Below are 23,026 nucleotides of genomic sequence, written 5' to 3' on the forward strand. Positions count from 1 at the left end.
TGACAGGCAGCGACGGACCGATCACTTCTCGGCGTATTCACTGGCTGTTTCCATTCCCTGACATTCAGCTATTCCAAGTCTAGACCAGCACCGGCGGCGCCAAAGCGCAAACCGGTCTATCTCAGGTGCAGATTGGCGATTGCGCCGGCGATCGTAATAGATTACAGTTCTATCAAGATCTACAAGATCGCCGGAAGTAGTCAAGTTCCCTGGATTACCGAACGATCCGTGCCCGTTGGCCCTCAATCGGCAGGATTGACAACTGATCATGTGCCGTATTGCTCTTCGTGGGAATCTGACCAGGTAGCCAGGAAATGGGGAAGGGTTCTTGCGATTTGGCGAGATGAACAAAGCATGAATTCTAGCGGCGGCGTCAACCTGTCATTCACCCCGCGAAGAACTGTGTTCCGCGAACTCGGCCAAGGTACCTATCTTTGACCGCAGTTTTCTTCCCATACCCATGCCGACGACGCCACGAGGGACGAAATGCAGTCCACAAAGGCCCTTGATGGGCGCGCGGCGATGGTCACCGGCGCCAGCGGCGACATCGGTCGGGCGATCGCGGTCGCGCTCGCCGCAGCTGGAGCCGCCCTGTGCGTGGTCGGCCGCGACGAAAGCCGACTTGCTGACACGGTCAGCGCCGTCGAAGCCCACGACAGACCGATCGTCGCGCTGGCGTGCGACCTCACCGAGGCCGGCCGCATCGAGCAGCTCGTCGAACTCGTCGAGACCGCGCATGGCGGTCTGGATGTGCTTGTCCACTCGGCCGGTATCTATCTGCGCGGTGAAATTGGCGCATCGAGCGTGGACGATCTCGACGCCCAGTACCAGGCCAACCTCCGCATGCCGTACCGGCTCACTCAGGCCGTGCTGCCAATGCTCGTCCGTGACGGTGGCGACGTAGTGTTCGTCAACTCCAGCCAGGGCCTGTCCGCCGGCGCCGGCGTAGGTCAGTTCGCGGCGACCCAGTATGCGATGCGGGCGGTCGCCGACAGCCTCCGGGCCGAGGTGAATCCTGACGGCGTTCGGGTCACGAGCCTGCACGTGGGCAGGACGGCCACCACTCGGCAGGAGCGAATCTTCGCCGGCGAGGGGCGTCCTTACACGCCGGACGCGCTCATCCAGCCGGAGGACCTGGGCGAGCTGGTCGTTGCCGCGGTGACACTGCCGAGACGGGCGCAGCTCACCACACTGACCGTCTGGCCGACCCGGCCGGCTGACCGGCCCTGACGTCGCCGGCCGGCACCCCCGGCTGCGCCACATGTTCACCAGGTAGTAGTTGTATTCGCCACTGTTGTTCTCGATGGCCGCACCGAACCATCGCGGCTAGAACGCCATCAGGTTGTTCGGCGCCGCCGGCCACGCCGGTGTACACGACAATGTCTTTCGAGTCGTTACTCGTCAACTCTGCGCAACCACGCTTCGCGCCAATAGGTGTGAATTGCCCGAGGGCAGAATCGATGGTATCTGCCCACACAGGTGACTTGATCGAGAATGACGCAGTCGCGAAGGTGGAGCATTCGGCCGGTGTGCTCCTCGATGATCTTGTCGACCGACTTCAGAACCCGAGCCCGACGTCCGCAAAATGGCAGCATCTCGCCGTCGAAGATGAGACCTCGATTCTTGCTGTTCGGGCCAAGCGCGGCCATGATCTCTTCCTTGCTCTTCACCTCGACCAGCTCGCCAGGTTGCAGCCGCAAAGGCTCGGGTTTGGGCCCCGGACCGGTGCCCTTGAAGAACGGGTACGGGAGGCCATCGGCGATGCGCAGTTGGCGTGGGAGCTTACGGCTCAAAGCCTGGAACTTGTTGAACATCAGGATGAGCAGGCCGCGGATCACGAACAGCGCGCTGAAGTTGCGCGATCGCACGTCCTCGACGTACTGCCCGGGCAGATAGCTGGGCAGCGGGCTGGAAGCACGCCCGACTTCCGTCGCGGCGCAGCGATACAGCGTCGCGCCGTCATCGGCGACTCCGGCGACAGTGTCGTCGACCAGGGTCTGCTCGGTGGCCACCGGGTTCGATCCGGGCTGCCGCGCTCGAAGCGGGACACCTTCGGGTGTCTCCAACCACTCCTCCCGCCAGAACAGCAGGCAACCGGCCTGGCAGCCGCCATGGGCGCTTCCGTCGCAGCGGGCATCGGTGAGGTGCACCGTTTGATCGAGTCGGCGCAGACCGGTCGAAGGCCGGTTGATCGTGTCGCAGGTCTTGTGGGCGATCTTGTCCACCGGTAGCTCGCGGCCCGCGAACTCCAGCATTTCGGGCATGAACGGCTGCCCGTCGAGCCTTCCGTCGGCATCCAGAGTCGCCAGGATCTCCTCCCTGCTGCGAACCCGCACAAGGTCGCCTGCTCTCAGAGAACCGGACATGGAATCACCCGACTGCGTTGTTGTGGTCATGACGTGGTAGCTCCTCCTGCGGCCTTGAACGTCGCATCGCCCGGTGTCTTCGGTGGGCTCGCCACGAACAACGGGTCGCCATTTCGGCTGATCACCCGGTGGAATCCGCTTCTTGTCAAATGGGATACGAGAATCCGGTAGCAGGCCAGCCGATCACCGCGGGACAGCGGTGCTCGGGCGATGGCCTCGAGGTATCGCCACCCGTACTCGGCGAGCAGCCGAGTGGTTGTCTGGCCGGCCCGGCGTGGGTCCAGATTGGCGCACACCGCAGGTATGGACGGCCTTCGGTCGCCGCGGTCGGGGTGATCACGCCGGAAGTACAACAGCTCGGGGACCTGGTGGAAGCGACCACGGAACGCGAGCTCGGCGATCCACGGTCGGCCGGAGTGGTGATAGCTGTCCTTGGGGCGGATGCTTCGCAGCACATCGGTCCTGATCACGCCGTACTCGTCGTCCGCGCCATCGGTGACGACCAGGCTCCGAAAACGTTCCTTGGCGTCCGCCGAGCCGGTGGCCAGGGTGTACTCGTATCGCCGGACGAGCGTCCCGGTTTCGTCGATGATGGCCATGTCCGCATGGCTGAGCACAACGTCCGGGTGTGCATCGAGGGCCGCAACACAACGAGCGAGCAGGTCGCGGCCGTACAGGTCGTCGTGGGCGGCAAACTTGAAGTACTCCCCACGGGCCTCGCGGACGAGGAAGTTGTGGTTCGGGTTGGCGCCGATGTTGCGAGGTTGGCGAATGTACCTGATCCGCCGGTCCTCGGCCGCGTACCGGCGGCAGATCTCTTGGGTGTCGTCCGTCGAGGCATTGTCCGAGATGATCAGCTCGAAGTTGGTGAAACTCTGAGCGAGCAATGAATCGAGCGCCTCGCCGAGATAGCGCCGCCCGTTGTACACGGGAAGCCCGATACTGAGCCTTGGTTTGTCGGTCACGATGGTCTCGCTTTCATGGTCGTGTTGGGATCGGTGCGGAAGATGCGGTCGGGATGGTTGGTCCAGCCTCCGTCAGGCCGGGCACCGCGTCCGTTTGCCGGCGATCACGGAGGCCGGCACGGAACTGCCACCACCAGACGGCGGTGCCGATCATGGTCGCCGCGGCCACACCCCAGGCAGATCCGAGTGCACCGCCGGCGACGCCGCCCCCGACACCTCCGACCAGATAGAGGCACGCGCAGATCAACGTGGCGCGCAGGCTCCTGGGGGCTGCGGCCAGTCCTCGGAGACCGGCAGCCGCGCCGTTCCAGAAGCCGATGCCCATGAAGGCCAAGGTGGTGGGGAGCATGAGCGCCACGGCCGGGTCCCACAGGGAGCCGAGCAGGCGGGTACCGAGCGCATCGGGTACCAGGAACATGATCGTCAGCCCCCAGAGGGCGACGCCCACGGCTTGCACGATCGCCAGCGCCGTGCAGAAGACGACAAACGCGCGGAGCGAGCGGCGCAGCATCCGTGCGGCTTCGGGAACGGCAACCAGGCTGAGGCCCTGCAGGACCGCGAGCCAGGGCCCGAGCAGGACCTCGGCGGCCTTCACCTCGCCGACGGCCGACAACCCCGCGATCGCTCCCACGCTGAAGAAGCGCAGCTGGCTCACCGTGCTCATGCTCACGTTCTCGACGAGGTAGCGAGACCCCAGTTCGCGCTGCTGGGTGAGCCACATCCGCGTCCCGGTCGGGCGCGGAAGGACCCTGGCCTGGAAGATGCCCAGGAGTGCGGCGACGCCACCGGCTACTCCCCACGCGAACACGAACCAGGGCACTCCGCCCTCGTGGCTGGCAAGGACGATCAGCGGGACCAGTGCCAGCCCCCACGCAAGGTCGTTGGTGAACGACTTGCGTCCCTGTCCGGACGCGAAAAAGGCGTACCTCCAGCTGTCCTGCAGCAACAACCCGGGCAGCACAACGCCGAGGACGAGGAAGGCTGCCCCGAGGGAACCCCCCAAGACGAGGCCCAGCGCCGCGCAACCGGCACCCATGACGCATCCGACGGTGAGCGCGGTACCAGCGGCGTTGCGCACGGCACGACGCCAGCAGTCGGTCGAGACGCCGCTGTAGCGCACCACCAGTGGATCGGTGGCCAGGCCCCGCGAGACGTTGAGAGCGACGCCGTAGGTCACGTAGACCAGGCTGAAGATGCCGAACCCGCTCGGGCCGACCGCTCGAGCCACCAAGATGACGACCAAGAAGTTGGTGAGGCTGGACACCGCCTGGTCGGCGAGGCCCCAACCCAGTCGGTGCGTGGTGCCATGCCGTCGCCAGGCGCCGAGCCTCAGGCGAGCAGGTGTGTGCACAGTTGCCCCCTCAGGCCCAGATGTCTCGGTGTACGTTGAAGATCACGCGAGACCCGTGGGGGTCGATCTTGATGGGCAACTCCTTCAGCTCGGGAACCGCGCGTCGGACGGCGGCTTGGTACTCGACCGGGCAGCAGACCAGGACGAACCCGCCGCCGCCGGCCCCGGCGATCTTGGCGCCCGTCGCTCCTGCGCCGAGCACGGCGTCGACTGCCTGGTCGAGTGCGGAGCTGCTCACGCCACTGGCCAGCTCGCGCTTGGCCTGCCAGCTCTTCCCCAGGGCCAGCCCCACCGCCTCGGTCTCTCCCCTGCGCAGGCCGTCGGCGGCCTCGCCGGCCAGCATCTTCAACAGGTCCAGCTGCGCGAGGCGGTCAGCGACGTTCGCCGACTGCTCCTTGAGGATCTTGTCCGCGCTCCGCGTGATGCCGGTGTAGAAGAGCATCAGCTCGGACTGGAGGGCGCGGTGCAACTCCGGACGCAACCGGATCGGATCCACCATGACCTGGTCGCCCGGACCGAACCGCAGGTCGCAGATGCCGCCGTACGCCGCGGCGTACTGGTCCTGCTTGCCGATCGGCTTTCCACAGCGTTGGATCTCGATGTTGCAGGCGCGGTCGGCCAACTCCTCGGCGGACACTTGTACGCCCTGGTAGGCGAACAGGGCGTGCAGCAGGCCCACGGTCACCGACGAGGAGGATCCCAGGCCGGAACCGGTCGACGGGATGTCGGCGAGGGTGGTGATCTCGACACCACCGCGGATGCCGGCCATGTGCAAGGCCTCCCGGACGAGGTCGTGCTGCACGTCGGCGACCCGGCTGACGATCTCCTTGCGGGAGTAGTTGATGTAGATGTCGTCGTCGAAGCGCTGCTTCACCACGACGTACACGTACTTGTCGATCGCGGCGTTGAGCACCCGGCCACCGTGCTCGCGATAGTAGCCCGGCAGATCAGTGCCGCCGCCGACGAGGCCGATGCGCAGCGGCGTCTGGGTGATGATCATCGTTCTGCGCCTCGTGGCCAGCGTCGGCGTGCCTGCTCGAGCGCTTCTGGGGTTCCGACGTCGACAAAGAAGGCGTCTCCCACGTCCACGACCCGGGAACGGCCGACCAGCTGGGGCAACAGGTGCCGGCCGACGTCGACAGGCGGGTCTCCCTCGATGAGGCCGAGCACGGCGGCGTCGAAGACGTACAGACCGGCATTCGCCAGGTCGCTCCGTGGGTGCGCGGGCTTCTCCTCGAAGCCGACGACCAGTCCGTCCTGGACCTCGACGATCCCGCACTGCTCAGGACGCGGTGCATGGAACACGGCGATCGTGGCGAGCGACGGAGCGGCGCGATGCGCGTCCACCAGCTGCCCGATGTCGAAGGTCGTCAGGTTGTCCGCATAGATCGCCAGGAAGTGGGACTCACCGGCCACGAAGTCCCTGTTCGCGCGCAGCGTCCCGGCACTGCCGAGCAGCTCGGGCTCGTGCACCACGCGCACGAACGGGGGCCGGCCGGCGCGGGCCGCGACGTGTTTCTCGACCTTCTCGTGCAGGTGGTGCACGTTGACCAGTACGTCGTCGACGCCCGCCGACGCGAGCGCATCGAGCCAGTGATCCAGCATGGGACGTCCGCCGACCTCGACCAGGCACTTCGGCACCCGGTCGGTGAGCGGGCGGAGGCGAGTGCCCAGGCCGGCGGCCAGCACGAACGCCTTCACGACTCCACCTGCCGCACGACTCCGAGCGCACGCATCTTGGCGTCTGCCTCAGCGAGGATCTCATCGAGCCCCGGCATTCCCTCGAGCCAGTCCGCGTACTCGGCGACCGAGTCGACGGGCGTGCGCCGCGGCTTCCAGCCGAGTTCCTCCAGTGCAGCGAGGTCGGAGATGATGTGGCGGGTGTCGCCGAAGCGGTACTCCCCGCTGACCACACCCGCCTTGTCCGAGCCGTACTGGCGCCGGACGACGTCCGCGAACTCTGTGGTCGTGTACGGCGTGCCGCCGCCGACGTTGAACGCCCTGCCTGCGGCCCGCTTGTCATCCAGCGCGAGGAGGTTGGCGTCTACGACGTCGTGGATGTTGACGTAGTCGCGGACGGCCATGCCGTCCTCGTAGAGCGCGGGGGCGCTACCGAGCAGGTAGTGGAGGCAGAAGATTCGGCACGCCCCGGAGTAGGCGTTGTAGACCGACTGGCGAGCCCCCTGCACGATGCTGTAGCGCACCGCAACCGTCGGGATGTCGTAGCGGCGCCCGAGGTTCAGCGCGACCATCTCCTCGCCGTACTTGGACATGCCGTAGGCGTTCTGCGGGTTGGACACGGTCTCGGGCGTCCGCCGTAGCTCGAGCTCGCCGCCGCACTGCGGGCACGGGATCTCCCACTGCCCTCGGCGCAGCGCGGACTCGAGCCGCATGCCCGGCGTCTGGTCGCCGTCCTTCGGGCAGTGGTAGAGGCCCTCACCCATGGCGGACTGCGAGGACGCCACCACCACGCGCTGGAGATCCAGGCCCTCGGCCACGGCGATCTCGAAGATCAGCGCGGTCGAGGTGACGTTGACGTCAGTGAACCGGGAGAAGTCGGTCAGGTAGTCCTGGTAGGCGGCGAAATGGAACACTGCGTCACAACGCCGCAGCAGGTTGGCGAGCAGCTCACGGTTGCGCACGTCACCGACGTAGAGGTCGGCTCCGGGAGTCAGGTACGACGGGCGCCCGTCACGGTGCACCGGCGCCGTGAGCGCATCGAGCACCACGACGTCGTGGCCCTCGGCGACCAGGCGGTCGCAGGTGTGCGAGCCGATGAAGCCGGCCCCGCCTGTCACCAGGATCCTCATGCGCGCACCCGCTCTCCGGCGCGATGGACCTCGCGGTAGACCGCGAGGGTCTGCTCCCCGTGCGCGCCCAGGAGCACTCCGCCGCGCGGGCCAGGCCGAGCGGCCGCAGCAAGGCGCGGCCTGCCGTCTCGGCCAGCGCGAACGCGCCAAGCAGGCCGTCGCAGTTCTTGTAGGGCCACAACGACGAGACGAAGAGCACGAATGGCCGCTCGACGCCGTACGGCAACCTTCATCGCGCCCCCCAATGGCATCGATCATGTATCGAGCAGTCCTGCGTTCTGGCCATAAGAGCGCCGCGCGGTCGTTCTGATACACCCGAGGCCGAGAAAGTGCCCGGCGAATCCCGCGCCGTCCGTCCAGCTCAGATGATGCGATGACGTGGACGCAGAGCGGGGTTCGTGCGGTACCGGTCCCGATCTTGCAGACACAGGTGGTGGGTGCCTGCGAGGACCGCGGGCCCACCGCTATCCCGAGGACCCGGCATCCTGCGAGTATGGGGCGGTCTGCCACTGGGCGAGTGCCATGACCCGGCCGGTCTCGTAGGGCACGAACTGCCACGGACCGACGTAGGTGTTGTCATGCCACTTGTTGTCGTTCTTGAAAGTGATCAGTTCCTGCACCGCCCTGGCCTTGTAGGGCGACCAGTTCGGGACAGTGCCGAAGTTGGCGAACAACGCCGACCGCCCGCAGTACGCGACGGCGCAGCCACCGGCGACCTTGGCCGGGTCGAAGACGAACTTGTTGTGGTGGATGTCGAGGTGTTGGGTCTTCCACCGGCAGTCCGAGAACAGCGGCTCGGTCGCGATCGCGGGCTGCGAGCATTTCGCGAGGTTCTGCGGACCGACGACCAGGGTGCAGTCGGCAGTCACCGAGACCGGGCTGTTGCAGAACCGGTCGGCGTTCTCCCACGCCACGACGCCGCCCCAGTTGTTCTCGAAGATGTTTGCGGTGATATCTATCGAGGCCGTGCGGGCCGGCAACCGTGAGTCGCCACCGGCCTCGGACAGGTAGATCGCGCCGATCGGGAAGTTGTCGCCGCGGTTGGCGAACTCACGGCCAACGACCCAGGCGTTGTTTCGCAGCGTGTTGCCGCGAATGATCGCGTTGTAGGAGATCTCGTAGAAGATCCCCATCCCATCGTTGCCCTCGATGAGGTTGTTCTCGACGAGGAAGTCGTTGTTGTTGGTGTCCGCCCAGACACCCGAGCCGTGGTTGTTGTGGATCCAGTTGTTCCGGACCGTCGCGCCGTTCACCGCCCAGAACTTCATGGCCCCGGTGCAGCCGCATCCCGGATTCTTGGTTTCCCAGTCGCCGGTGTTGTTGCCGACGAACTCGTTGCCGTCCACCACGAGACCGGTGATGCCGTTGCCGGCCTGGAATGCGTTCATGCCGTACTGGCCGTTGTCCTTCAGGCAGTTCCGGAGAACCCGCTGACCTGCGCCGGCCATCAGCGCGGCACCCTCGTTGCCGGTTATGGTGTTGTGCTCGATCAGCCAGCCGTTGCCGGAGTCATGATTGACCACGCCCTCGTCGTTGGGCGCCACGAAGCCCCGGATCGTCAGATAGCGGATCGTCACGTTCTTGGCGTGCTGGGTGAAGGCATACCGGTTGATCCGCCGGCCGTCGAGCACCGCACCGGGCGCGCCCACGAATGTCGCGCCGTCCCCTGGGGTGATCTGCGAGAACTGGTCCGAGCCGAGGGTGTGTGTGCCGGATGCGAACCAGTACGTGGTGCCGGCGCGGCCGAAGTCGACGGCGCTGTTGTCGCCGGCCGCAATGGCTACTGCGCCCGTCGGCGGGGTGGTTGGGCCAGCATTGAGCTCGGCGGTGTCGCAAACCCGGGCCGGGTTACTGGCCGGCGGCGACGCCGAAGAGGTCGGCGCGGCCGTGGGAGCCGTCGTAGGCGCCACCGTGGTCGACGCCCGGGGTTGGGAGATCGGCGGGTCGTCATATGTCCAGGAGAACCGGATCATGCTGCTGGAATTCGGCTGGCCGTCCGGCAGCACCGCGCGGACCTGGAACCGATCTACGCGCTCCGAGCCCGGTACGACGGAGAGCTGGTAGGGCTGATCGTTCTTCGTGCGGAGCGGGGTCACCTGCACCCTGGTGGGAGCCACGCTCAGCGAATGTTTCACCCAGCAGTGGCCGTCGGGGTCGGTTCGGCACTCGGCGAGCTGATCGCCGACCGCGAGCGCGCCCCTATGCGATCTGGTGTCCCCAGCGACTGCCGCGGCTATCGCGAGCGAGCCCAGCAAGCCCAGGATTGCGATCCACAACCTGCCACGTGGAAGCCTTGCCCGCCCTCGAGCTCCGCTGCGGACAGTACTCATGAAGCGGGTCAAACCATGTGCCGCCATTTACCACCTCACCGGGATACTTCGGCCGGTTTGAGCGAGAACCGCCACCAGCCGGATCGGCTGGCGAAGCGGCAGCGGCAGGGGTCGGTGGCGCGGGTGTGGCGCTGCTCAGGTGGTCGCTTCAGCTGTGGATGTCGCGGTGCACGTTGAATCACACGTGAGCCTGGCGGCTCGAGCATGATGGGAAGCTCCTTCATATCGGTCAGCCGGTCAGGTCTGCGCCGAGGAGCTCGCGCAACCGGTGCGAAATGTGTGGTGTCGACCGCGATGTTTGGTGAGGCGGTCGCTCCCCACCAGGCGTGCGTCATCGTCGACGTACATGCCTTGCACGATGAATCGGTCGACCAGCGGAAACTCCCATGTTCGTGTTGGCGTGTCCGAACGGAAGTGATGGAGCATGACCCAGACCGCCGCCAGGATGCGCAGGCCCGTCAGGCTGTCAAGCTGCTTGCGTTCTGTCATCGGTGGTCACGTCGCCGAGCATGGACCTCGCGGTACACGGCCAGGGTGCGCTCGGCCGTTGCCGCCCAGGTGAACTCGCGCGCCCGCAGGGGTCCGCAGCTGCGCAGCCGATCGCCCTCGGCGCCACACGCCTCGACGATGGCACCGGCGATCGCCTCGGGTTCGCGGGGGTCCGCGAGCAGCGCCGCGCCACCGGCCGTCTCCGGCATCGCGCTGGTGTTCGAGGTGACCACAGGGCACGCGGATGCCATCGCCTCGAGCAGGGGCAGGCCGAAGGTCTCGCTGAAGGACGGGTACACGAAGACATCGGCGGCCCGGTAGAAGTGGACCGTCTCCTCCAGCGGCACGCCGCCGACCCACACGATGTCGCCGGCGATGCCGAGCTCATCGGCGAGGGCGCGCAGCTCGGTGACGTGCTCCACATCACGGCCGGCGCCGACCAGGACGAGCTGTCGGCCGCCGAGCTCCGACCTGGCCGCCGCGAAAGCGCGAAGCAGGCCCGCGCAGTTCTTGTACGGCCAGAGCGATGACACGAACAGCACGAAGGGCTTGGCGACGCCGTACCTCTCGCTCACCAGGCGAGAAGCGTCGTCGCGGTCACCGGGGTGGAACAGATCGTGATCCACCGCCTCCGGGATCAGGTGCAGTTTCGCCGGGTCAACGTCGAGGTATCGCAGCACCTCCTGCCGCAGGCTGTGCGAGTTGATGATGATCGCGTCGGCTACCCGGGCCGACCGGGGATAGTTCATCCGCCGGTACAGCCGCGCCGCCGGGCGCAGTGATTCCGGAGCCGTATAGGCGTGCATGGTCTTGAAGTGAATGACGAGCGACCGAGCCGGCTTGACCAGAGGCGCCATCAAGGTGTTGAACACGTCGATACCCGCGGGCGGCAGCCGCAGCGGGGAGTAGAGGTGCTCGCTCAATGTCCGTGGCCATTGGCGCTCGTTCGACCAGGGAAACATGATGTAGTGCACGTTCGGCCCGTAGCCCTCGTGCATCGGTCGCGACTTCGGGCTCACCAGCAAGTGGATCTGCTCGTCCTCGGTGAGCCGCTTGGCCATCTCGGGAATGATGCGGGTCCAGAACCAGTGCGCACCCGACGGATTGGCCGGATCGTCGGTGAGCAGGTTGATCGCAACCCGCATCGATTCAGAAGACATGCGCCGCGACCTCGGTCTCGGCCATCCGGGACTGGCGCACGTACTGCGCCAGCAGGTGCATGCAGGCCTGGTGCGCGTCCTCGATGATCCCGTAGTTGCCGGTGTCGACGTGGACCGAGACCGTGCTCAGGGAACGCGCCGGCTCGCCGTCGAAGCCCGTGAGCGCGATCGTCGACAGGCCGTTGGCATTCGCCCACTCCAGGGCCCGGACGATGTTGGGCGACCGGCCCGATGACGAGATGACAATGAGCACGTCGCCCGCGCGTGCCTGCGACTGCAGCTGGTACTCGAAGACAGCGTCGTACCCGATGTCGTTGGCGATCGCGCTGAACAGCTCGACGTTGGTGCTGAGGCTGTACACCCGGGTGTTGAGATCGGTGCCGGTGCGGACGCCCTTCACGTGATCGCATTGCAGGTGGTTGGCGATGGATGCCGACCCGCCGTTCCCGCAGGCGAAAACCGCCGCATCGCGGTGGTGGGCGGCCAGCAGGATCTCGGCGGCTCGGTGGAGCTGAGGCAGGTCGACGGTGCCGAATGCGCGGGAGAGTTCGGTGACGTACTCGCCACCGTATGCGTCGGCTCGATCGAACCGATGCGCCGGGAACCGAGGCCGACCGGTGTCCTGGCCGGTGCAGTTGGCACCGTTGGCGGCGTGTTGCCCGAGGATGAACTCGACCGCGGCCGTGAGGTCTTGGTACGAAGTCACCCCTGGCTCGGCCGCACCTGGTCGGCCAATGTGCACCGGACATGCTCCGACAGACCTGGCCAGGCCGATGTCGGCGCTGCTGTCGCCCACCACCCAAGACGCCGAAAGGTCCAGGTCGAGCGCCTCAGCCGCGGCCAGGGCCATCCCTGCGGCCGGCTTACGATCGGCGCTGGCGCGGGCGAAGGACTCGACAGTGCCGTCGGGATGGTAGGGGCAGAACAACCAGAGATCGATGTGCCCGCCCTTACGGGCCAGCTCGGCGATCATGTGCTTGTGCACCTGTTGGACGTCTTCGATCCCGTAGAGGCCGCGAGCGACGCCGGACTGGTTGGTAACCACCGCTACCGGGATGCCGGCCCGGTTGAGCGCGGCGATCGCCTCGATCGACCCCTCGATGAACTCAACTCGGTCAACTGTTCCCACGTAGCCGTGGTCGACGATGATCGTGCCGTCCCGGTCGAGCAGAACTCCTGCTTGGCCCATTGTTACCGCCTCCCGGCGTCGTTTACAGCATCCGCGGTTGTTACGGGGTGTGGCTCTGGCAGAGGCACGACGTAGGTGGCGCCCCAACCAGCGCCGTCGGCCTCGAGCTGGGACATCACCTCATCGACGATGTCCCAGGTCAGCACGAGGACGACGTCCGGCCGCGCGGCGCGCAGGTCGTCGATCGACCGGATCGGTACGCCGCTGCCAGGGATCCGGCGGCCGTGCTTGGCCGGTGACGCGTCGACGGTGAACGGCAACAGGTCGGGCCCCACCTTCGCCAGGTCGAGGAGGACGGGCGCCTTCGACGGTGCGCCATACGCGACGACGCTGCGGCCGTCCGCCTGGTAGCCGGCGAGCATGTCGTGCAGCGCGGTTGCGGCGGTGACGGCGTGCTCGTGCAGGGTGGTCAGGCGCGGCTCGGCGTCGATGCCGGCGGCCGCCTCGCGGGCCAGCACCTCGCGGACCGAGTCGTCGGCGCCGATCCCCGCGGACTCGTGCCGCAGCATCACCTGCAGGCTGCCGCCGAACAGGTTGACCTCGCGGACCGACACCACGACCAGTTCGTGGATCGCGGCCAGCCGAACCACCGCGCCCAGCGACAGGTACGACCAGTGGCCGTGCCGGATGGTGTCGAACTGGTTGCCCTCGACCAGCGGAAGCAGGTGGTGGAACTCCAGCACCAGCAATCCGGATGGGGCCAGCCGGTCTGCGCGGAGCCTGAGCATTTCCCCGACCACCGGCTCGTGCGCGATGCCGTGCACGTCGACGACCAGGTCGGCGCGCTCGTCGCCCTCGGTGGTCCGGCAGCCGGCCGCGCGCAGGTGGCCGAGCCAGGAGCCGCCGTGGTGGCTGGCGAACTCGTGCACGACCCCGCCGGCGATCTCCGGGTGGTCGCGCAGGATCTCCTTTACCGAGGTCTCGGCGTGCGCCAGGCTGGTCGCCGACTCGATCGCCAGCGGCGGCTCCGGCAACTGCGGCTCCACCGGGCCCAGCTGGACCAGTGTGCAGGACCGGCACAGCCACAGCTCGAGCGGCCAGCGCGGGTCCTCGCCGGCGGTGGCCACCGGCGGAAAGTGGTCGGCGCACGGCTGCGCCCCGAGGTCGACCACGCGCGCGGTGTCTTTCGACCCGCACCCGCGGCAAGTGAAGGTCACCACGTGAGAACCGCCTTCGCAGTTCCGCAGTTCACGGATGCCCGCTGCGGGGTCTGGAGCTGAGAGATCGACGCGATATGTGCCATGCTCCGCCTCCTTCGGTGTTTCGCTTGCTGGTGGGTCATCGGTTGCTCCGTTCTGTCCGGGCACCGCGAATCAGCGCGAGGGCGTCGGCGAGCGAGCCCGCCTCGGCGTCCCGGCCGGATCGCAAACTGACCGGCAGCGGCCAGGCGATCGCGAGGTCTGGGTCGTCGTAGGCGATCGCGACATCCTCGGACGGCTCGTGCCGGCGATCGATGCGGTAGGACACATCTGCCGGCTCGCTGAGCGCCTGGAACCCATGCGCACATCCCGCCGGAACGTAAAGCGAACGCTGACTGTCACCGGTAAGGGTGAAGCTGGCCTTGTTCAAGAACGTCGGGGATTCCGGCCGCAGATCGACGATCACGTCCAGCACCGCACCGTATGAGCAGCGAACCAGCTTCGCTTCACCTGCGCCGGAGCGCAGATGCATGCCACGCAGCACACCTTTTGCCGAGCGCGACAGGCTGTCCTGGACAAAAGCGCCGGGGTCGATCCCGACTGAGCGCGCCACATCGGCGTCGAAGGTCCGGGCGAAGAATCCGCGCTCGTCGACGTGCGGCATGGGCTCGAAAAGGTATGCGCCGGCGATCGCCTCGACCCGTGTCGCCTTCATCGGTCGCACCCGCGGCACATGAGGATCACCACGTGAGAACCGCCTTCGCAGTCGTGAACGCCTCGGCGTACTTCGCCCGGCACTCCATTCCGCGCAGCCGGGCCAGCCCGGCGAACACCTCTTCGTCGAACCAGTTGTGCGCGACCTGGGACGGGTAGGCCTTGTGCAGCAGCGCGACCTTCTCGCGGAGCTGCTCCTCGGACAGTTCGACGTACAGGCACGGCCGGCTGACGTCGCCGTCCCACTTGGGGATCTCGTAGTGCAGCACCAGGTGGTTGCGCCAGACCGTCGGCGCCAGCTCGGCGATCAGCCGGTGGTCCTGGTGCGCGTCGGTCTTGCTCGGCGCGAGCACCAGGTCCGGCCGGCGGCCGCCCCGAGCCGTTGCCTCGAGCAACTCCTTGGTCTGGTTCCAGTACGCCGGCAGCCGGCCGTCCGGCAGCTCGGCCGACGTGACGGTCACCTCGCAGTCCGGCAGGAACAGCTCCGCCGCGCGGCGGGCCTCCTCCAGGCGCAACGGCGTACCGGTCGCGATCACGAACTCGGCGGACAGCTCCGGCACCGAGTCGGCCAGCTTCAGCAGCGTGCCGCCGCAGCCGATCTCGATGTCGTCCGGATGGGCGCCGAGGGCAACCAGGTGGACAGGTCCGTCGATCAGGCCGAGCTGGAACGAGAGCATCAGAGCGCCACCGCTACCGGGCCGCCGAGGCCCGCCTTGTCGACAACCAGGCCGTTCTGCTCGCGAGTCTGGTGCGACCAGAGCGCCCACGGCTTCTTCCCGGACCGGTACAGCTCCTCGAGCTGGCTGCGTTCCTTGAGCGTGTCCATCGGCGCCCAGAACCCGTGGTGCGGGATCGCCTCCAGCTTCCTCATCGCGGCCAGCCGCGGGAACGCGTCGCCGACCAGGTCCTCGTCCTCGTGCAGGACGTCGAAGATGTCCTTCTTGAGCACGAAGTACCCGCCGTTGATCCAGACGTTCAGGTCGGCGGCCGACCGCAGGCCGGTGATCCGCGAGTCGGTGCCGAACTCGACGACGTGGAACGACGCCTGCGGCGGGACCGCGAGCAGGCTGGCGGTGATGTCGCTGGTGATCACGTGGTCGACGATCTTGTCCATCGGCGCGTCGGTCAGCACGTCGCCGTAGTTGGCCAGGAAGACGTCGTCGTCCTCCAGGTACGGCCGGACCCGGCGCAGGCGTTCGCCGATGGAGGTGTCGATGCCGGTGTCGACGAAGGTGATCTTCCACTCGCTGATGTCGGAGTCGAGCAGCTCGATCCGCTGCCCGCCCTTGGTCATCACGAAGTTGTTGGAAACCGTCTCCTCGTAGCGCAGGAAGTACTCCTTGACCGCCGAGCCGCCGAACCCCAGGCAGAGGATGAACTCGGTGTGGCCGAAGTGCGCGTAGTAGCGCATCACGTGCCACAGGACCGGCCGGTCGCCGATCGTCATCATCGGTTTCGGTGCGGAGTCCACCCCGCTGCGCATCCGCAGCCCGAACCCCCCACAGAAGATCACGACCTTCATTGCTTTTTCCCTCCCCGTCTTCAGATCACTTCGAGGCGCGGGATGGGTACGACGAACTTCGCGCCCCACTCCCGTGCGTAGGCCAACTGGTGGACGATCTCCTCGCGCAGGTTCCACGGCAGGATCACGATGTAGTCCGGGCGCGCCTCGGCCAGCCGCTCCGGCGGGTGGATCGGGATGTGCGTACCGGGCAGGAACAGGCCGTGCTTGTACGGGCTGCGGTCGACCGTGAACGGCAGCAGGTCCTCGCGGATCCCGCAGTGGTTCAGCAGCGTGTTGCCCTTGCCGGGGGCGCCGTACCCGGCGACCGACTTGCCGGCCCGGGCGGCGCTGACCAGGAAGCTGACCAGGTCCGCCTTGATCGCGAACACGTCCTTGGCGAACCCGGCGTGCCCCTCGACGGTGTGCAGCCCGGCGTCCTCTTCGTCCTTCAGGACCTTGAGCACCAGCTCGGACGGCTCCCCCGCCGTTTCGGCCGGCTGCGACATCAGGCGCAACGACCCGCCGTGGCTGACCAGCTCCTGTACGTCGACCACCTTCAGGCCGGCCTTCTCCAGCGCGGCCGCGGCGGTCTTCAAGGTCAGGTACGAGTAGTGCTCGTGGTAGATCGTGTCGTACTGGCGGCCCTCGATCAGCCGGAGCAGATGCGGGAACTCCAGCGACACCAGGCCGTCGTCCTTCACCAGCGCCCGCAGGCCCTTGGCGAAGTCGATGATGTCCGGCACGTGCGCGAACACGTTGTTGCCGACCACCAGGTCGGCCTTGCCGTACCGGGCCGCGGCGTCGGTGCCGGTCGCCTCACCGAGGAAGTAGCTCTCGGTCCGGATGCCCTTCTCGTTGGCGACCGCGGCGATGTTCGCGGCCGGCTCGATGCCCAGCACTGGGATGCCGAGCGCGACCGCGTGCTGGAGCAGGTAGCCGTCGTTGCTGGCGGCCTCGACCACCAGGCTGTCCGGCCCGAGCCCGAGCCGGTCCTGCATGTCCACCACGAACCGCCGGGCGTGCTCCACCCAGCTGGTCGAGTACGACGAGAAGTAGGCGTAGTCGGTGAACACGTCCTCGGCCGCGACGTACGCCGGCAGCTGCACGAGCAGGCAGTTGTCACAGATGCGAACGTTCAGCGGGTAGAACGTCTCACCGCTGTCGAGCTGGTCGGCCCGCAGGTAGCTCTCGCACGGCGGCGACATCCCCAGGTCGACGAACGTACGGGTCAAAGGCTCGCCACACAGGCGGCAGCCGACTGATTCCCCCATCAGTGCTTCTCCTCGACTGTGTTGGTTGCGATGAAGGCTGGCGCCCCCGGGCCCGGGAACTGGTCATCGGTCAGCCGCCGCAGCTGGTCGTCGACCAGGCCCGCCGACCGCAGTTGCTGGATCCGGCGCAGCCGGACGAACTGCGCGGAGTCGAAGTCGGCCTGGGTCAGGCCGTGCCGCTCGTACGCGGCGGCCAGCTCGTCGACGCCTTTGCGCACCGTCCACTGCAGCCGCAGGTCGGGGAAGGTGTCGTTCAGCTTGCTGAAGTCGACCTTGTAGTTGCGCAGGTCCGGACCGGCGCCGTCGGCGATCGACAGGGTCGAGCCGGGGATGGCGTCGCGGACCATCTCGGCGATGTCGCGGACCTGGACCACGTCCTCGGGCCGGCCGACGTTGAACGCCTGGTCGTGGATCACTTTCCGGGGCGACTCGAGCACCGTCAGGAACGCCCGGCTGATGTCCTCGATGTGGACCAGCGGCCGCCACGGCGTCCCGTCGCTCTGCAGCCGGATCTGGCCGCTCGTCATCGCGAGCGCGGTCAGGTTGTTCACCACGATGTCCAGCCGGAGCCGGGTGGAGGCGCCGTACGCGGTCGCGTTGCGCAGATAGGTGGGGCTGAAGTTGTCGTCGGCGAGCGTGGACAGCTCCTTCTCGGCCAGCGCCTTGGTCTCGCCGTACGGCGTGACCGGGAACAGCTCGCCGTCCTCCGCGACCGCCTCGGAGCCGGCCGCGCCGTACAGGCTGCAGGAGGAGGCGAACAGGAACCGCTCGATCCCGGCGTCCTTGGCCGCCCGGGCGACTCTGAGCGTGCCGTCCAGGTTGACCGAGTACGTCGCCTCGCGGTTCAGGTGGCCGAGCGGGTCGTTCGACAACGCGGCCAGGCAGACGACCGCGTCGTACCCCTCGAGCTCGGCCGGGCCGACGTCGCGCATGTCGCGCGGCGCGCGGGAACCGATCGGGTCCGGGCCGCCGAGCAGGTCACAGCCCTCGTAGAGCCCGGTGTCCAGCCCGTCCACCTGGTGGCCGGCAGCCCGCAGGAACGGCACCATCACCGCCCCGATGTAACCCCGATCCCCCGTGACCAGCACTCTCATCCGCCTGCTCCTCCGCTCGGCTGTCGTCGCTAGAAAAGATCACCGAGCGGGCCCCCTGATACATCGGCCCGGGATTCGATTCGGGGAATTCCGGTGTATCAGCGCCGCCTGGTGGTCGCTCCATAGAGGGCTGACAGCAGCACTGGGGGTTCCACGCTCAATTGGGGGGCGTTATGAAGGTTGCCGTATTCGGCTTGGGCTACGTGGGGTCGGTGACGGCGGCGTGTCTGGCCGCCAACGGCCACGACGTCTGGGGGGTCGATGTCGACATCGCCAAGGTCGGTCCGATCACCGAGGGGCACAGCCCGGTGGTCGAGCCGGGGCTGGACGAGCTGGTAGCGGCGGGGGTGACCGCGGGCAGACTGCACGCGACCACCGATCCGCGACCGGCCCTGGACGGAGCGGACGTCTCCCTGATCTGTGTGGGAACGCCGTCGACTCCCAGCGGCAGTACCGACCTGACCTACATCCGGCGCGCGATCCGCGACATCGCGGAAACGGCCGGGGTGGTCGATCCGCCGGCCTCCGGTTTCCACAGCATCGTCGTCCGCAGCACCGTCCCGCCGGGCACCGTCGACGAGGTCGTCGAGCAGGTGCTGGCCGAGGTGCCCGCCTCCGGCGACTTCAGCTTCGGTACGGCGATGTGCCCGGAGTTCCTGCGGGAGGGGTCCGGGCTGGCCGATTTCTACGACCCGCCGTTCGTCGTGGTCGGCACCAGGAACCCGTGGGTCGGTACCGCCCTGATCGACCTGTTCAGCTTCCTCCCGGCCGAGGTGCAGGTGGTCGATGTACGGACCGCGGAGGCGCTCAAGTACGCGTGCAACGCGTTTCACGCGACCAAGGTCTCGTTCGCGAACGAGATGGGGCGCATCTTTCGGCACTACGGCGTGGACTCGCGCGAGGTCATGCGGCTGTTCGTCCAGGACACCACCCTCAACATCTCGCCGTACTACCTGCGGCCGGGGTTCGCGTTCGGCGGCTCGTGCCTGCCGAAGGACCTGCGCTCGGTGCTGCAGCTGGCCCGGGTCAAGGACACCGACCTGCCGCTGCTGGCCGGCACGCTCGCGACCAACGAGCTGACCGTCCGCGACGTGGTCGACCGGGTCGTGGCCGGACCGGGCCGTGAGGTCGCGTTGCTCGGCCTGAGCTTCAAGACCGCGACGGACGACCTGCGGGAGAGCCCGAGTGTCGAACTGGCCGAGCGGCTGATCGGCAAGGGCTACAACCTTCGCATCTACGACGCGATCGTGAACCCGAGCCGCCTGGTCGGCGCCAACCTGCGGCACGTGCGGTCCAAGCTGCCGCACCTGCAGCGCGTGCTGACCGCCGACGCCATCGAGGCGCTGCGAGGCGCCGACGTGGCGCTGGTCTCGGCCACCGACCCCGCGGCCGTCAGCGCGCTGCTCACCACCCCGCCGGCCCGCACCATCGACCTGACCGGCCGGCTCGGCGCCGAGGTCGAGGCGCTGCCCGGATACGAAGGAGTGGCCTGGTGAGCGGTCCCCGCGTCCTCATCATCATCCAGAACCTGTGGGTTCCGTTCGACCGCCGGGTCTGGCTGGAGTGCCAGGCCCTGACGGCCTCTGGGTACGACGTGACGGTGGTGTGTCCGAAGGGCCCGGGCGATCCGTCGTACCAGGTGCTCGACGGTGTCACCGTGCACAAGTACAAGGCGTACGCGCCGGGCGGCAGCAGGCTCAGCTTCGTCGCGGAGTACGCCTACTCGTTCCTGATGACGCTGCGGCTGGTGCTGCGGGCCCGGAAGGCCGGCAAGTTCAAGGTGCTGCAGGCGTGCAACCCGCCGGACATCTTCTGGCCGATCGGGATGCTGTTGCGCCGCCTCGACCGGACCCGGTTCGTGTTCGACCACCACGACCTGTGCCCGGAGCTGTTCCAGTCCCGCTTCGGCGGTACGACGAGCCCGGCGTACAAGGGACTGCGCTGGCTGGAGCGGCGGACGCACCGCACGGCCGACCACGTCATCTCGACGAACGACTCGTACCGTCACATCGCGATCACCCGCAGCGGCAAGGCCAACCACGACGTGACCGTCGTACGCACCGGGCCGGATCCGGACAAGCTGCGCCGGGGCCAGGCCGACGAGTCGGTTCGGCGCGGTCACCGCTACCTGGTCACCTACATCGGCGTGATGGGTCCGCAGGACGGGGTCGACATCGTCGTCCGCTCGGCGGACGTGATCGTCAACAAGCTCGGCCGGACGGATATCGCGTTCACCCTGATGGGTGGCGGCGACGCCTTCGACGAGGCGGTCGCGCTGCGGGACGAGCTGGGTCTGGCCGACCATGTCGAGTTCACCGGCCGGGTGCCGGACGAGACGGTCCGCACAGTGATGTCGACGGCCGACCTCGGGCTGTCGCCAGACCCGAAGAATCCGCTCAACGACGTCTCCACGATGAACAAGACGATGGAGTACATGGCGTTCGAGTTGCCGGTCGTCGCGTTCGACCTGATCGAGACCAAGGTGTCGGCCGCCGACGCCGCGGTGTACGTCGAGCCGAACGACGTGACGAAGTACGGCCAGGCCATCGTCGACCTGCTGGACGACGAGGTACGCCGCCGCCGGATGGCCCGGCTCGGTCGCGAACGGGTCGAGCAGGTGCTCGCCTGGAACCACCAGCGGACGGCCTACCTCGAGGTGTACGACCAGCTCACCGGTCACTCGAGTGTGGCCAGGCGCTTCCCGCAGGCTGCGGGGTCCTGACGTGTGCGGCATCGCCGGTTGTTACCAGCAGCACGACGGTCTCGCCCTGGCCGAGACGATGAACGTCCGGATCGCACACCGCGGTCCGGACGCCGAGGGTGTGTACCGGTTCGAGGACGACGAAGTCCGGGCGTACTTGGCCCATCGCCGGTTGTCGATCATCGACCTGTCCTCGGGCGCGGACCAGCCGTTCAGCAAGCGCGGCCTGACCATCAGCTACAACGGCGAGCTCTACAACTACAAGGAACTGCGGGCCGAGCTGGCCCGGTCCGGTGTCGCGTTCCGCACGCACTCCGACACCGAGGTGGTGCTGGAGGCGTGGCGCCGCTGGGGTCCGGCGGCGCTGTCGCGGTTCCGCGGCATGTTCGCGTTCGCGATGCTGGACGAGGACAGTGGCAGCCTGTTCCTGGCCCGCGACCCGCTCGGCATCAAGCCGCTGTACTTCCTCCGCCGGCACGGCGGGGTCATCTTCGCGTCGGAGCTGAAGGCCCTGGTCACCGCGATCGGTCCTGAGCTGCGCACCGATCCCGGCGCGCTGATCGCGTCGATGCTCTACTACTGGCTGCCCGAGCAGCGCTGCGCGATCGAGGGCGTGGAGAAGCTGCCGCCGGGTTCGTGGGCCGAGTTCCGGCCGGACGGCACCAGCCGGCACGAGACGTACTGGCGGGTGACCGAAGTCGCCACCGAGGCGGCCGCCGGGCCGCCCGCCGACCTGCGCTCGGTGCTCGAGGAATCGGTCGCCGCCCACCTGGTCGCCGACGTCGGAGTGTCGACGTTCCTCAGCGGTGGTCTCGATTCCAGCCTGGTCACGGTGCTGGCCAAGCGGCTCGACCCGGGCATCGACTCGTACACGATCACCTTCCGGGCGCAGGACCAGCGGCTGGAGGCGATGCCGGACGACGCGATCTACGCCCGGAAGGTGGCGCAGCAGTTCGGCATCGACCTGCACGAGATCGAGATCGCACCCGACGTGGTCGGCCTGCTCCCCCGGATCGTCGACATCCTGGACGAGCCGATCGGCGACCCGGCCGCGATCAACACGCTGCTGATGTGCGACGCCGCCCGCGACGCCGGGGTCAAGGTCCTGCTGTCCGGTATGGGCGCCGACGAGCTGTTCGGCGGCTACCGCAAACACCTCGCCTGTGTGATGGGAGCGCAGTACCAGCGACTCCCAGGCGTGTTGCGCAACGGTCTCGTCGGTCCCGCCGTACGGCGGCTGCCGGTCACCGCGAACGGACGCGGGCTGCGGTACGCACGCTGGGCGAAGCGGTTCCTCACCTTCGCGGACCTGCCCGAGGAGGCCGCGTTCCGGCGCAGCTACACGATGTACGACGCCGACGAACTGGCCGGCCTGCTGAGTCCGGACCTCGAGCCGTACGTCGGCAAGCTGATCGCCGAGCACAGCGACATCTACCACGACACCACGCTCGACGATCACGTGAACCGGATGTGCCTGGCCGACGCGCGGATGTTCCTGCCCGGCCTGAACCTGGCCTACACCGACCGGTCCAGCATGGCCGCGTCCACCGAGGTCCGGACGCCGTTCGTGGACCCGATCGTCGCGCGGGCGGCGTTCTCCATCCCGGGCAGCGACAAGATCCACCGGCGGCAGGGCAAGCTCGCGCTGAAGAAGGCGGCCGAGGCCTGGTTGCCGAAGGAGATCATCTACCGGCCGAAGGCGTCGTTCAGCGCACCGCTGCGGGCCTGGGTCCGCAACGACCTGCGCGAGCTCGTGGACGACGTGCTGCTGCGCGGCGAGCTGGTCGGCAGCGGCTTCCTCCAGCAGCCGGCCGTCCAGCGCCTGGTCGACGACGAGCGGGCCGGACGGCAGGACTACTCGAAGCAGATCTGGCAGCTCTTGACTCTGGAGACCTGGACCCGCCACATGCGCGCCTCGGGCGTCACCATCACCTCACTCTGAA

At 67.7% G+C, this 23,026-nt stretch carries 20 protein-coding genes; 4 read left to right on the forward strand and 16 right to left on the reverse strand.

The features are described 5' to 3' along the window. Nucleotides 1–486 precede the first annotated feature (486 nt). Nucleotides 487–1,230, forward strand: coding sequence for an SDR family NAD(P)-dependent oxidoreductase (locus AB0F43_RS02600; protein ID WP_360469603.1), 744 nt, complete (start codon nucleotides 487–489; stop codon nucleotides 1,228–1,230). A gap of 164 nt (nucleotides 1,231–1,394) precedes the next feature. Here AB0F43_RS02600 and AB0F43_RS02605 read toward each other — a convergent pair whose 3' ends face one another. The 16 genes from AB0F43_RS02605 to AB0F43_RS02680 form a co-directional block, all read right to left on the reverse strand. Continuing rightward, the gene (locus AB0F43_RS02605; RefSeq protein WP_360469605.1) at nucleotides 1,395–2,366 is read right to left on the reverse strand and encodes a hypothetical protein; all 972 of its coding nucleotides are present in this window, start codon (nucleotides 2,364–2,366) and stop codon (nucleotides 1,395–1,397) included. A gap of 26 nt (nucleotides 2,367–2,392) precedes the next feature. Beyond that, the gene (locus AB0F43_RS02610) at nucleotides 2,393–3,331 is read right to left on the reverse strand and encodes a glycosyltransferase (protein WP_360469608.1); all 939 of its coding nucleotides are present in this window, start codon (nucleotides 3,329–3,331) and stop codon (nucleotides 2,393–2,395) included. Between the two features lie 13 nt (nucleotides 3,332–3,344). Further along, entirely contained in the window at nucleotides 3,345–4,682 is a 1,338-nt protein-coding gene (locus tag AB0F43_RS02615) for a hypothetical protein (RefSeq protein ID WP_360469610.1), read from the reverse strand. A 10-nt stretch (nucleotides 4,683–4,692) separates the two neighbouring features. Further along, complete coding sequence (locus AB0F43_RS02620; RefSeq protein WP_360469613.1) at nucleotides 4,693–5,682, reverse strand: hypothetical protein; 990 nt, start codon at nucleotides 5,680–5,682, stop codon at nucleotides 4,693–4,695. Further along, the gene (locus AB0F43_RS02625; protein WP_360469616.1) at nucleotides 5,679–6,383 is read right to left on the reverse strand and encodes a nucleotidyltransferase family protein; all 705 of its coding nucleotides are present in this window, start codon (nucleotides 6,381–6,383) and stop codon (nucleotides 5,679–5,681) included. Before AB0F43_RS02625 ends, AB0F43_RS02620 begins: the two co-directional genes overlap by 4 nt. Then, a complete protein-coding gene (locus AB0F43_RS02630) occupies nucleotides 6,380–7,492 on the reverse strand; it encodes an NAD-dependent epimerase/dehydratase family protein (protein WP_360469617.1) in 1,113 nt (370 codons plus the stop codon). The genes AB0F43_RS02625 and AB0F43_RS02630 overlap by 4 nt, the downstream gene beginning before the upstream one ends. Nucleotides 7,493–7,956: 464 nt before the next feature. After that, nucleotides 7,957–9,609, reverse strand: coding sequence for a right-handed parallel beta-helix repeat-containing protein (locus tag AB0F43_RS02635; protein ID WP_360469619.1), 1,653 nt, complete (start codon nucleotides 9,607–9,609; stop codon nucleotides 7,957–7,959). A gap of 450 nt (nucleotides 9,610–10,059) precedes the next feature. Beyond that, a complete protein-coding gene (locus AB0F43_RS02640; protein ID WP_360469622.1) occupies nucleotides 10,060–10,311 on the reverse strand; it encodes a hypothetical protein in 252 nt (83 codons plus the stop codon). Beyond that, the gene (locus AB0F43_RS02645) at nucleotides 10,308–11,471 is read right to left on the reverse strand and encodes a glycosyltransferase family 1 protein (protein WP_360469625.1); all 1,164 of its coding nucleotides are present in this window, start codon (nucleotides 11,469–11,471) and stop codon (nucleotides 10,308–10,310) included. Before AB0F43_RS02645 ends, AB0F43_RS02640 begins: the two co-directional genes overlap by 4 nt. Further along, a complete protein-coding gene (locus tag AB0F43_RS02650; RefSeq protein WP_360469628.1) occupies nucleotides 11,461–12,660 on the reverse strand; it encodes an HAD-IIIA family hydrolase in 1,200 nt (399 codons plus the stop codon). Before AB0F43_RS02650 ends, AB0F43_RS02645 begins: the two co-directional genes overlap by 11 nt. A 2-nt stretch (nucleotides 12,661–12,662) precedes the next feature. After that, nucleotides 12,663–13,967 (reverse strand): methyltransferase C-terminal domain-containing protein, encoded by a 1,305-nt coding sequence (locus tag AB0F43_RS02655; protein ID WP_360469631.1) that lies wholly within the window; start codon nucleotides 13,965–13,967, stop codon nucleotides 12,663–12,665. Then, nucleotides 13,939–14,514 carry a dTDP-4-dehydrorhamnose 3,5-epimerase family protein gene (locus AB0F43_RS02660; RefSeq protein ID WP_360469633.1) on the reverse strand — a complete coding sequence of 192 codons (576 nt, stop codon included), beginning with the start codon at nucleotides 14,512–14,514 and terminating at the stop codon, nucleotides 13,939–13,941. The genes AB0F43_RS02655 and AB0F43_RS02660 overlap by 29 nt, the downstream gene beginning before the upstream one ends. Nucleotides 14,515–14,539: 25 nt before the next feature. Further along, nucleotides 14,540–15,190 (reverse strand): PIG-L family deacetylase, encoded by a 651-nt coding sequence (locus tag AB0F43_RS02665; RefSeq protein WP_360469636.1) that lies wholly within the window; start codon nucleotides 15,188–15,190, stop codon nucleotides 14,540–14,542. Then, nucleotides 15,190–16,035, reverse strand: a complete 846-nt coding sequence (locus tag AB0F43_RS02670) for a sugar phosphate nucleotidyltransferase (protein ID WP_360469639.1) — start codon at nucleotides 16,033–16,035, stop codon at nucleotides 15,190–15,192. The genes AB0F43_RS02665 and AB0F43_RS02670 overlap by 1 nt, the downstream gene beginning before the upstream one ends. Nucleotides 16,036–16,055: 20 nt before the next feature. Continuing rightward, on the reverse strand, nucleotides 16,056–17,288 hold the full coding sequence (locus AB0F43_RS02675) for a class I SAM-dependent methyltransferase (RefSeq protein ID WP_360469641.1): 1,233 nt from the start codon (nucleotides 17,286–17,288) through the stop codon (nucleotides 16,056–16,058). Then, entirely contained in the window at nucleotides 17,288–18,382 is a 1,095-nt protein-coding gene (locus tag AB0F43_RS02680; protein WP_360469644.1) for an SDR family oxidoreductase, read from the reverse strand. Before AB0F43_RS02680 ends, AB0F43_RS02675 begins: the two co-directional genes overlap by 1 nt. Before the next feature lie 173 nt (nucleotides 18,383–18,555). Here AB0F43_RS02680 and AB0F43_RS02685 point away from each other — a divergent pair, with 173 nt between their 5' ends. The 3 genes from AB0F43_RS02685 to asnB are packed head-to-tail and all read left to right on the forward strand — an operon-like array spanning nucleotide 18,556 to nucleotide 23,025. Beyond that, a complete protein-coding gene (locus AB0F43_RS02685) occupies nucleotides 18,556–19,878 on the forward strand; it encodes a nucleotide sugar dehydrogenase (RefSeq protein ID WP_360469646.1) in 1,323 nt (440 codons plus the stop codon). Beyond that, the gene (locus AB0F43_RS02690; RefSeq protein WP_360469650.1) at nucleotides 19,875–21,104 is read left to right on the forward strand and encodes a glycosyltransferase family 4 protein; all 1,230 of its coding nucleotides are present in this window, start codon (nucleotides 19,875–19,877) and stop codon (nucleotides 21,102–21,104) included. Before AB0F43_RS02685 ends, AB0F43_RS02690 begins: the two co-directional genes overlap by 4 nt. Before the next feature lies 1 nt (nucleotide 21,105). Then, nucleotides 21,106–23,025, forward strand: coding sequence for an asparagine synthase (glutamine-hydrolyzing) (gene asnB, locus AB0F43_RS02695; RefSeq protein WP_360469653.1), 1,920 nt, complete (start codon nucleotides 21,106–21,108; stop codon nucleotides 23,023–23,025). Nucleotide 23,026 lies beyond the last annotated feature (1 nt).

It is taken from the genome of Kribbella sp. NPDC023972, from assembly GCF_040639075.1.
GTDB lineage: Bacteria > Actinomycetota > Actinomycetes > Propionibacteriales > Kribbellaceae > Kribbella.

What these genes read in the sequence shown, in the direction of transcription:
- AB0F43_RS02685 (WP_360469646.1), top strand. Translation starts at nt 18,556, where the DNA reads ATGAAGGTTGCCGTATTCGGCTTGGGCTACGTGGGGTCGGTGACGGCG.
- AB0F43_RS02665 (WP_360469636.1), bottom strand. Translation starts at nt 15,190, where the DNA reads ATGCTCTCGTTCCAGCTCGGCCTGATCGACGGACCTGTCCACCTGGTT.
- AB0F43_RS02605 (WP_360469605.1), bottom strand. Translation starts at nt 2,366, where the DNA reads ATGTCCGGTTCTCTGAGAGCAGGCGACCTTGTGCGGGTTCGCAGCAGG.
- AB0F43_RS02680 (WP_360469644.1), bottom strand. Translation starts at nt 18,382, where the DNA reads ATGAGAGTGCTGGTCACGGGGGATCGGGGTTACATCGGGGCGGTGATG.
- AB0F43_RS02675 (WP_360469641.1), bottom strand. Translation starts at nt 17,288, where the DNA reads ATGGGGGAATCAGTCGGCTGCCGCCTGTGTGGCGAGCCTTTGACCCGT.
- AB0F43_RS02620 (WP_360469613.1), bottom strand. Translation starts at nt 5,682, where the DNA reads ATGATCATCACCCAGACGCCGCTGCGCATCGGCCTCGTCGGCGGCGGC.
- AB0F43_RS02600 (WP_360469603.1), top strand. Translation starts at nt 487, where the DNA reads ATGCAGTCCACAAAGGCCCTTGATGGGCGCGCGGCGATGGTCACCGGC.
- AB0F43_RS02640 (WP_360469622.1), bottom strand. Translation starts at nt 10,311, where the DNA reads ATGACAGAACGCAAGCAGCTTGACAGCCTGACGGGCCTGCGCATCCTG.
- AB0F43_RS02630 (WP_360469617.1), bottom strand. Translation starts at nt 7,492, where the DNA reads ATGAGGATCCTGGTGACAGGCGGGGCCGGCTTCATCGGCTCGCACACC.
- AB0F43_RS02660 (WP_360469633.1), bottom strand. Translation starts at nt 14,514, where the DNA reads ATGAAGGCGACACGGGTCGAGGCGATCGCCGGCGCATACCTTTTCGAG.
- AB0F43_RS02645 (WP_360469625.1), bottom strand. Translation starts at nt 11,471, where the DNA reads ATGTCTTCTGAATCGATGCGGGTTGCGATCAACCTGCTCACCGACGAT.
- AB0F43_RS02670 (WP_360469639.1), bottom strand. Translation starts at nt 16,035, where the DNA reads ATGAAGGTCGTGATCTTCTGTGGGGGGTTCGGGCTGCGGATGCGCAGC.
- AB0F43_RS02650 (WP_360469628.1), bottom strand. Translation starts at nt 12,660, where the DNA reads ATGGGCCAAGCAGGAGTTCTGCTCGACCGGGACGGCACGATCATCGTC.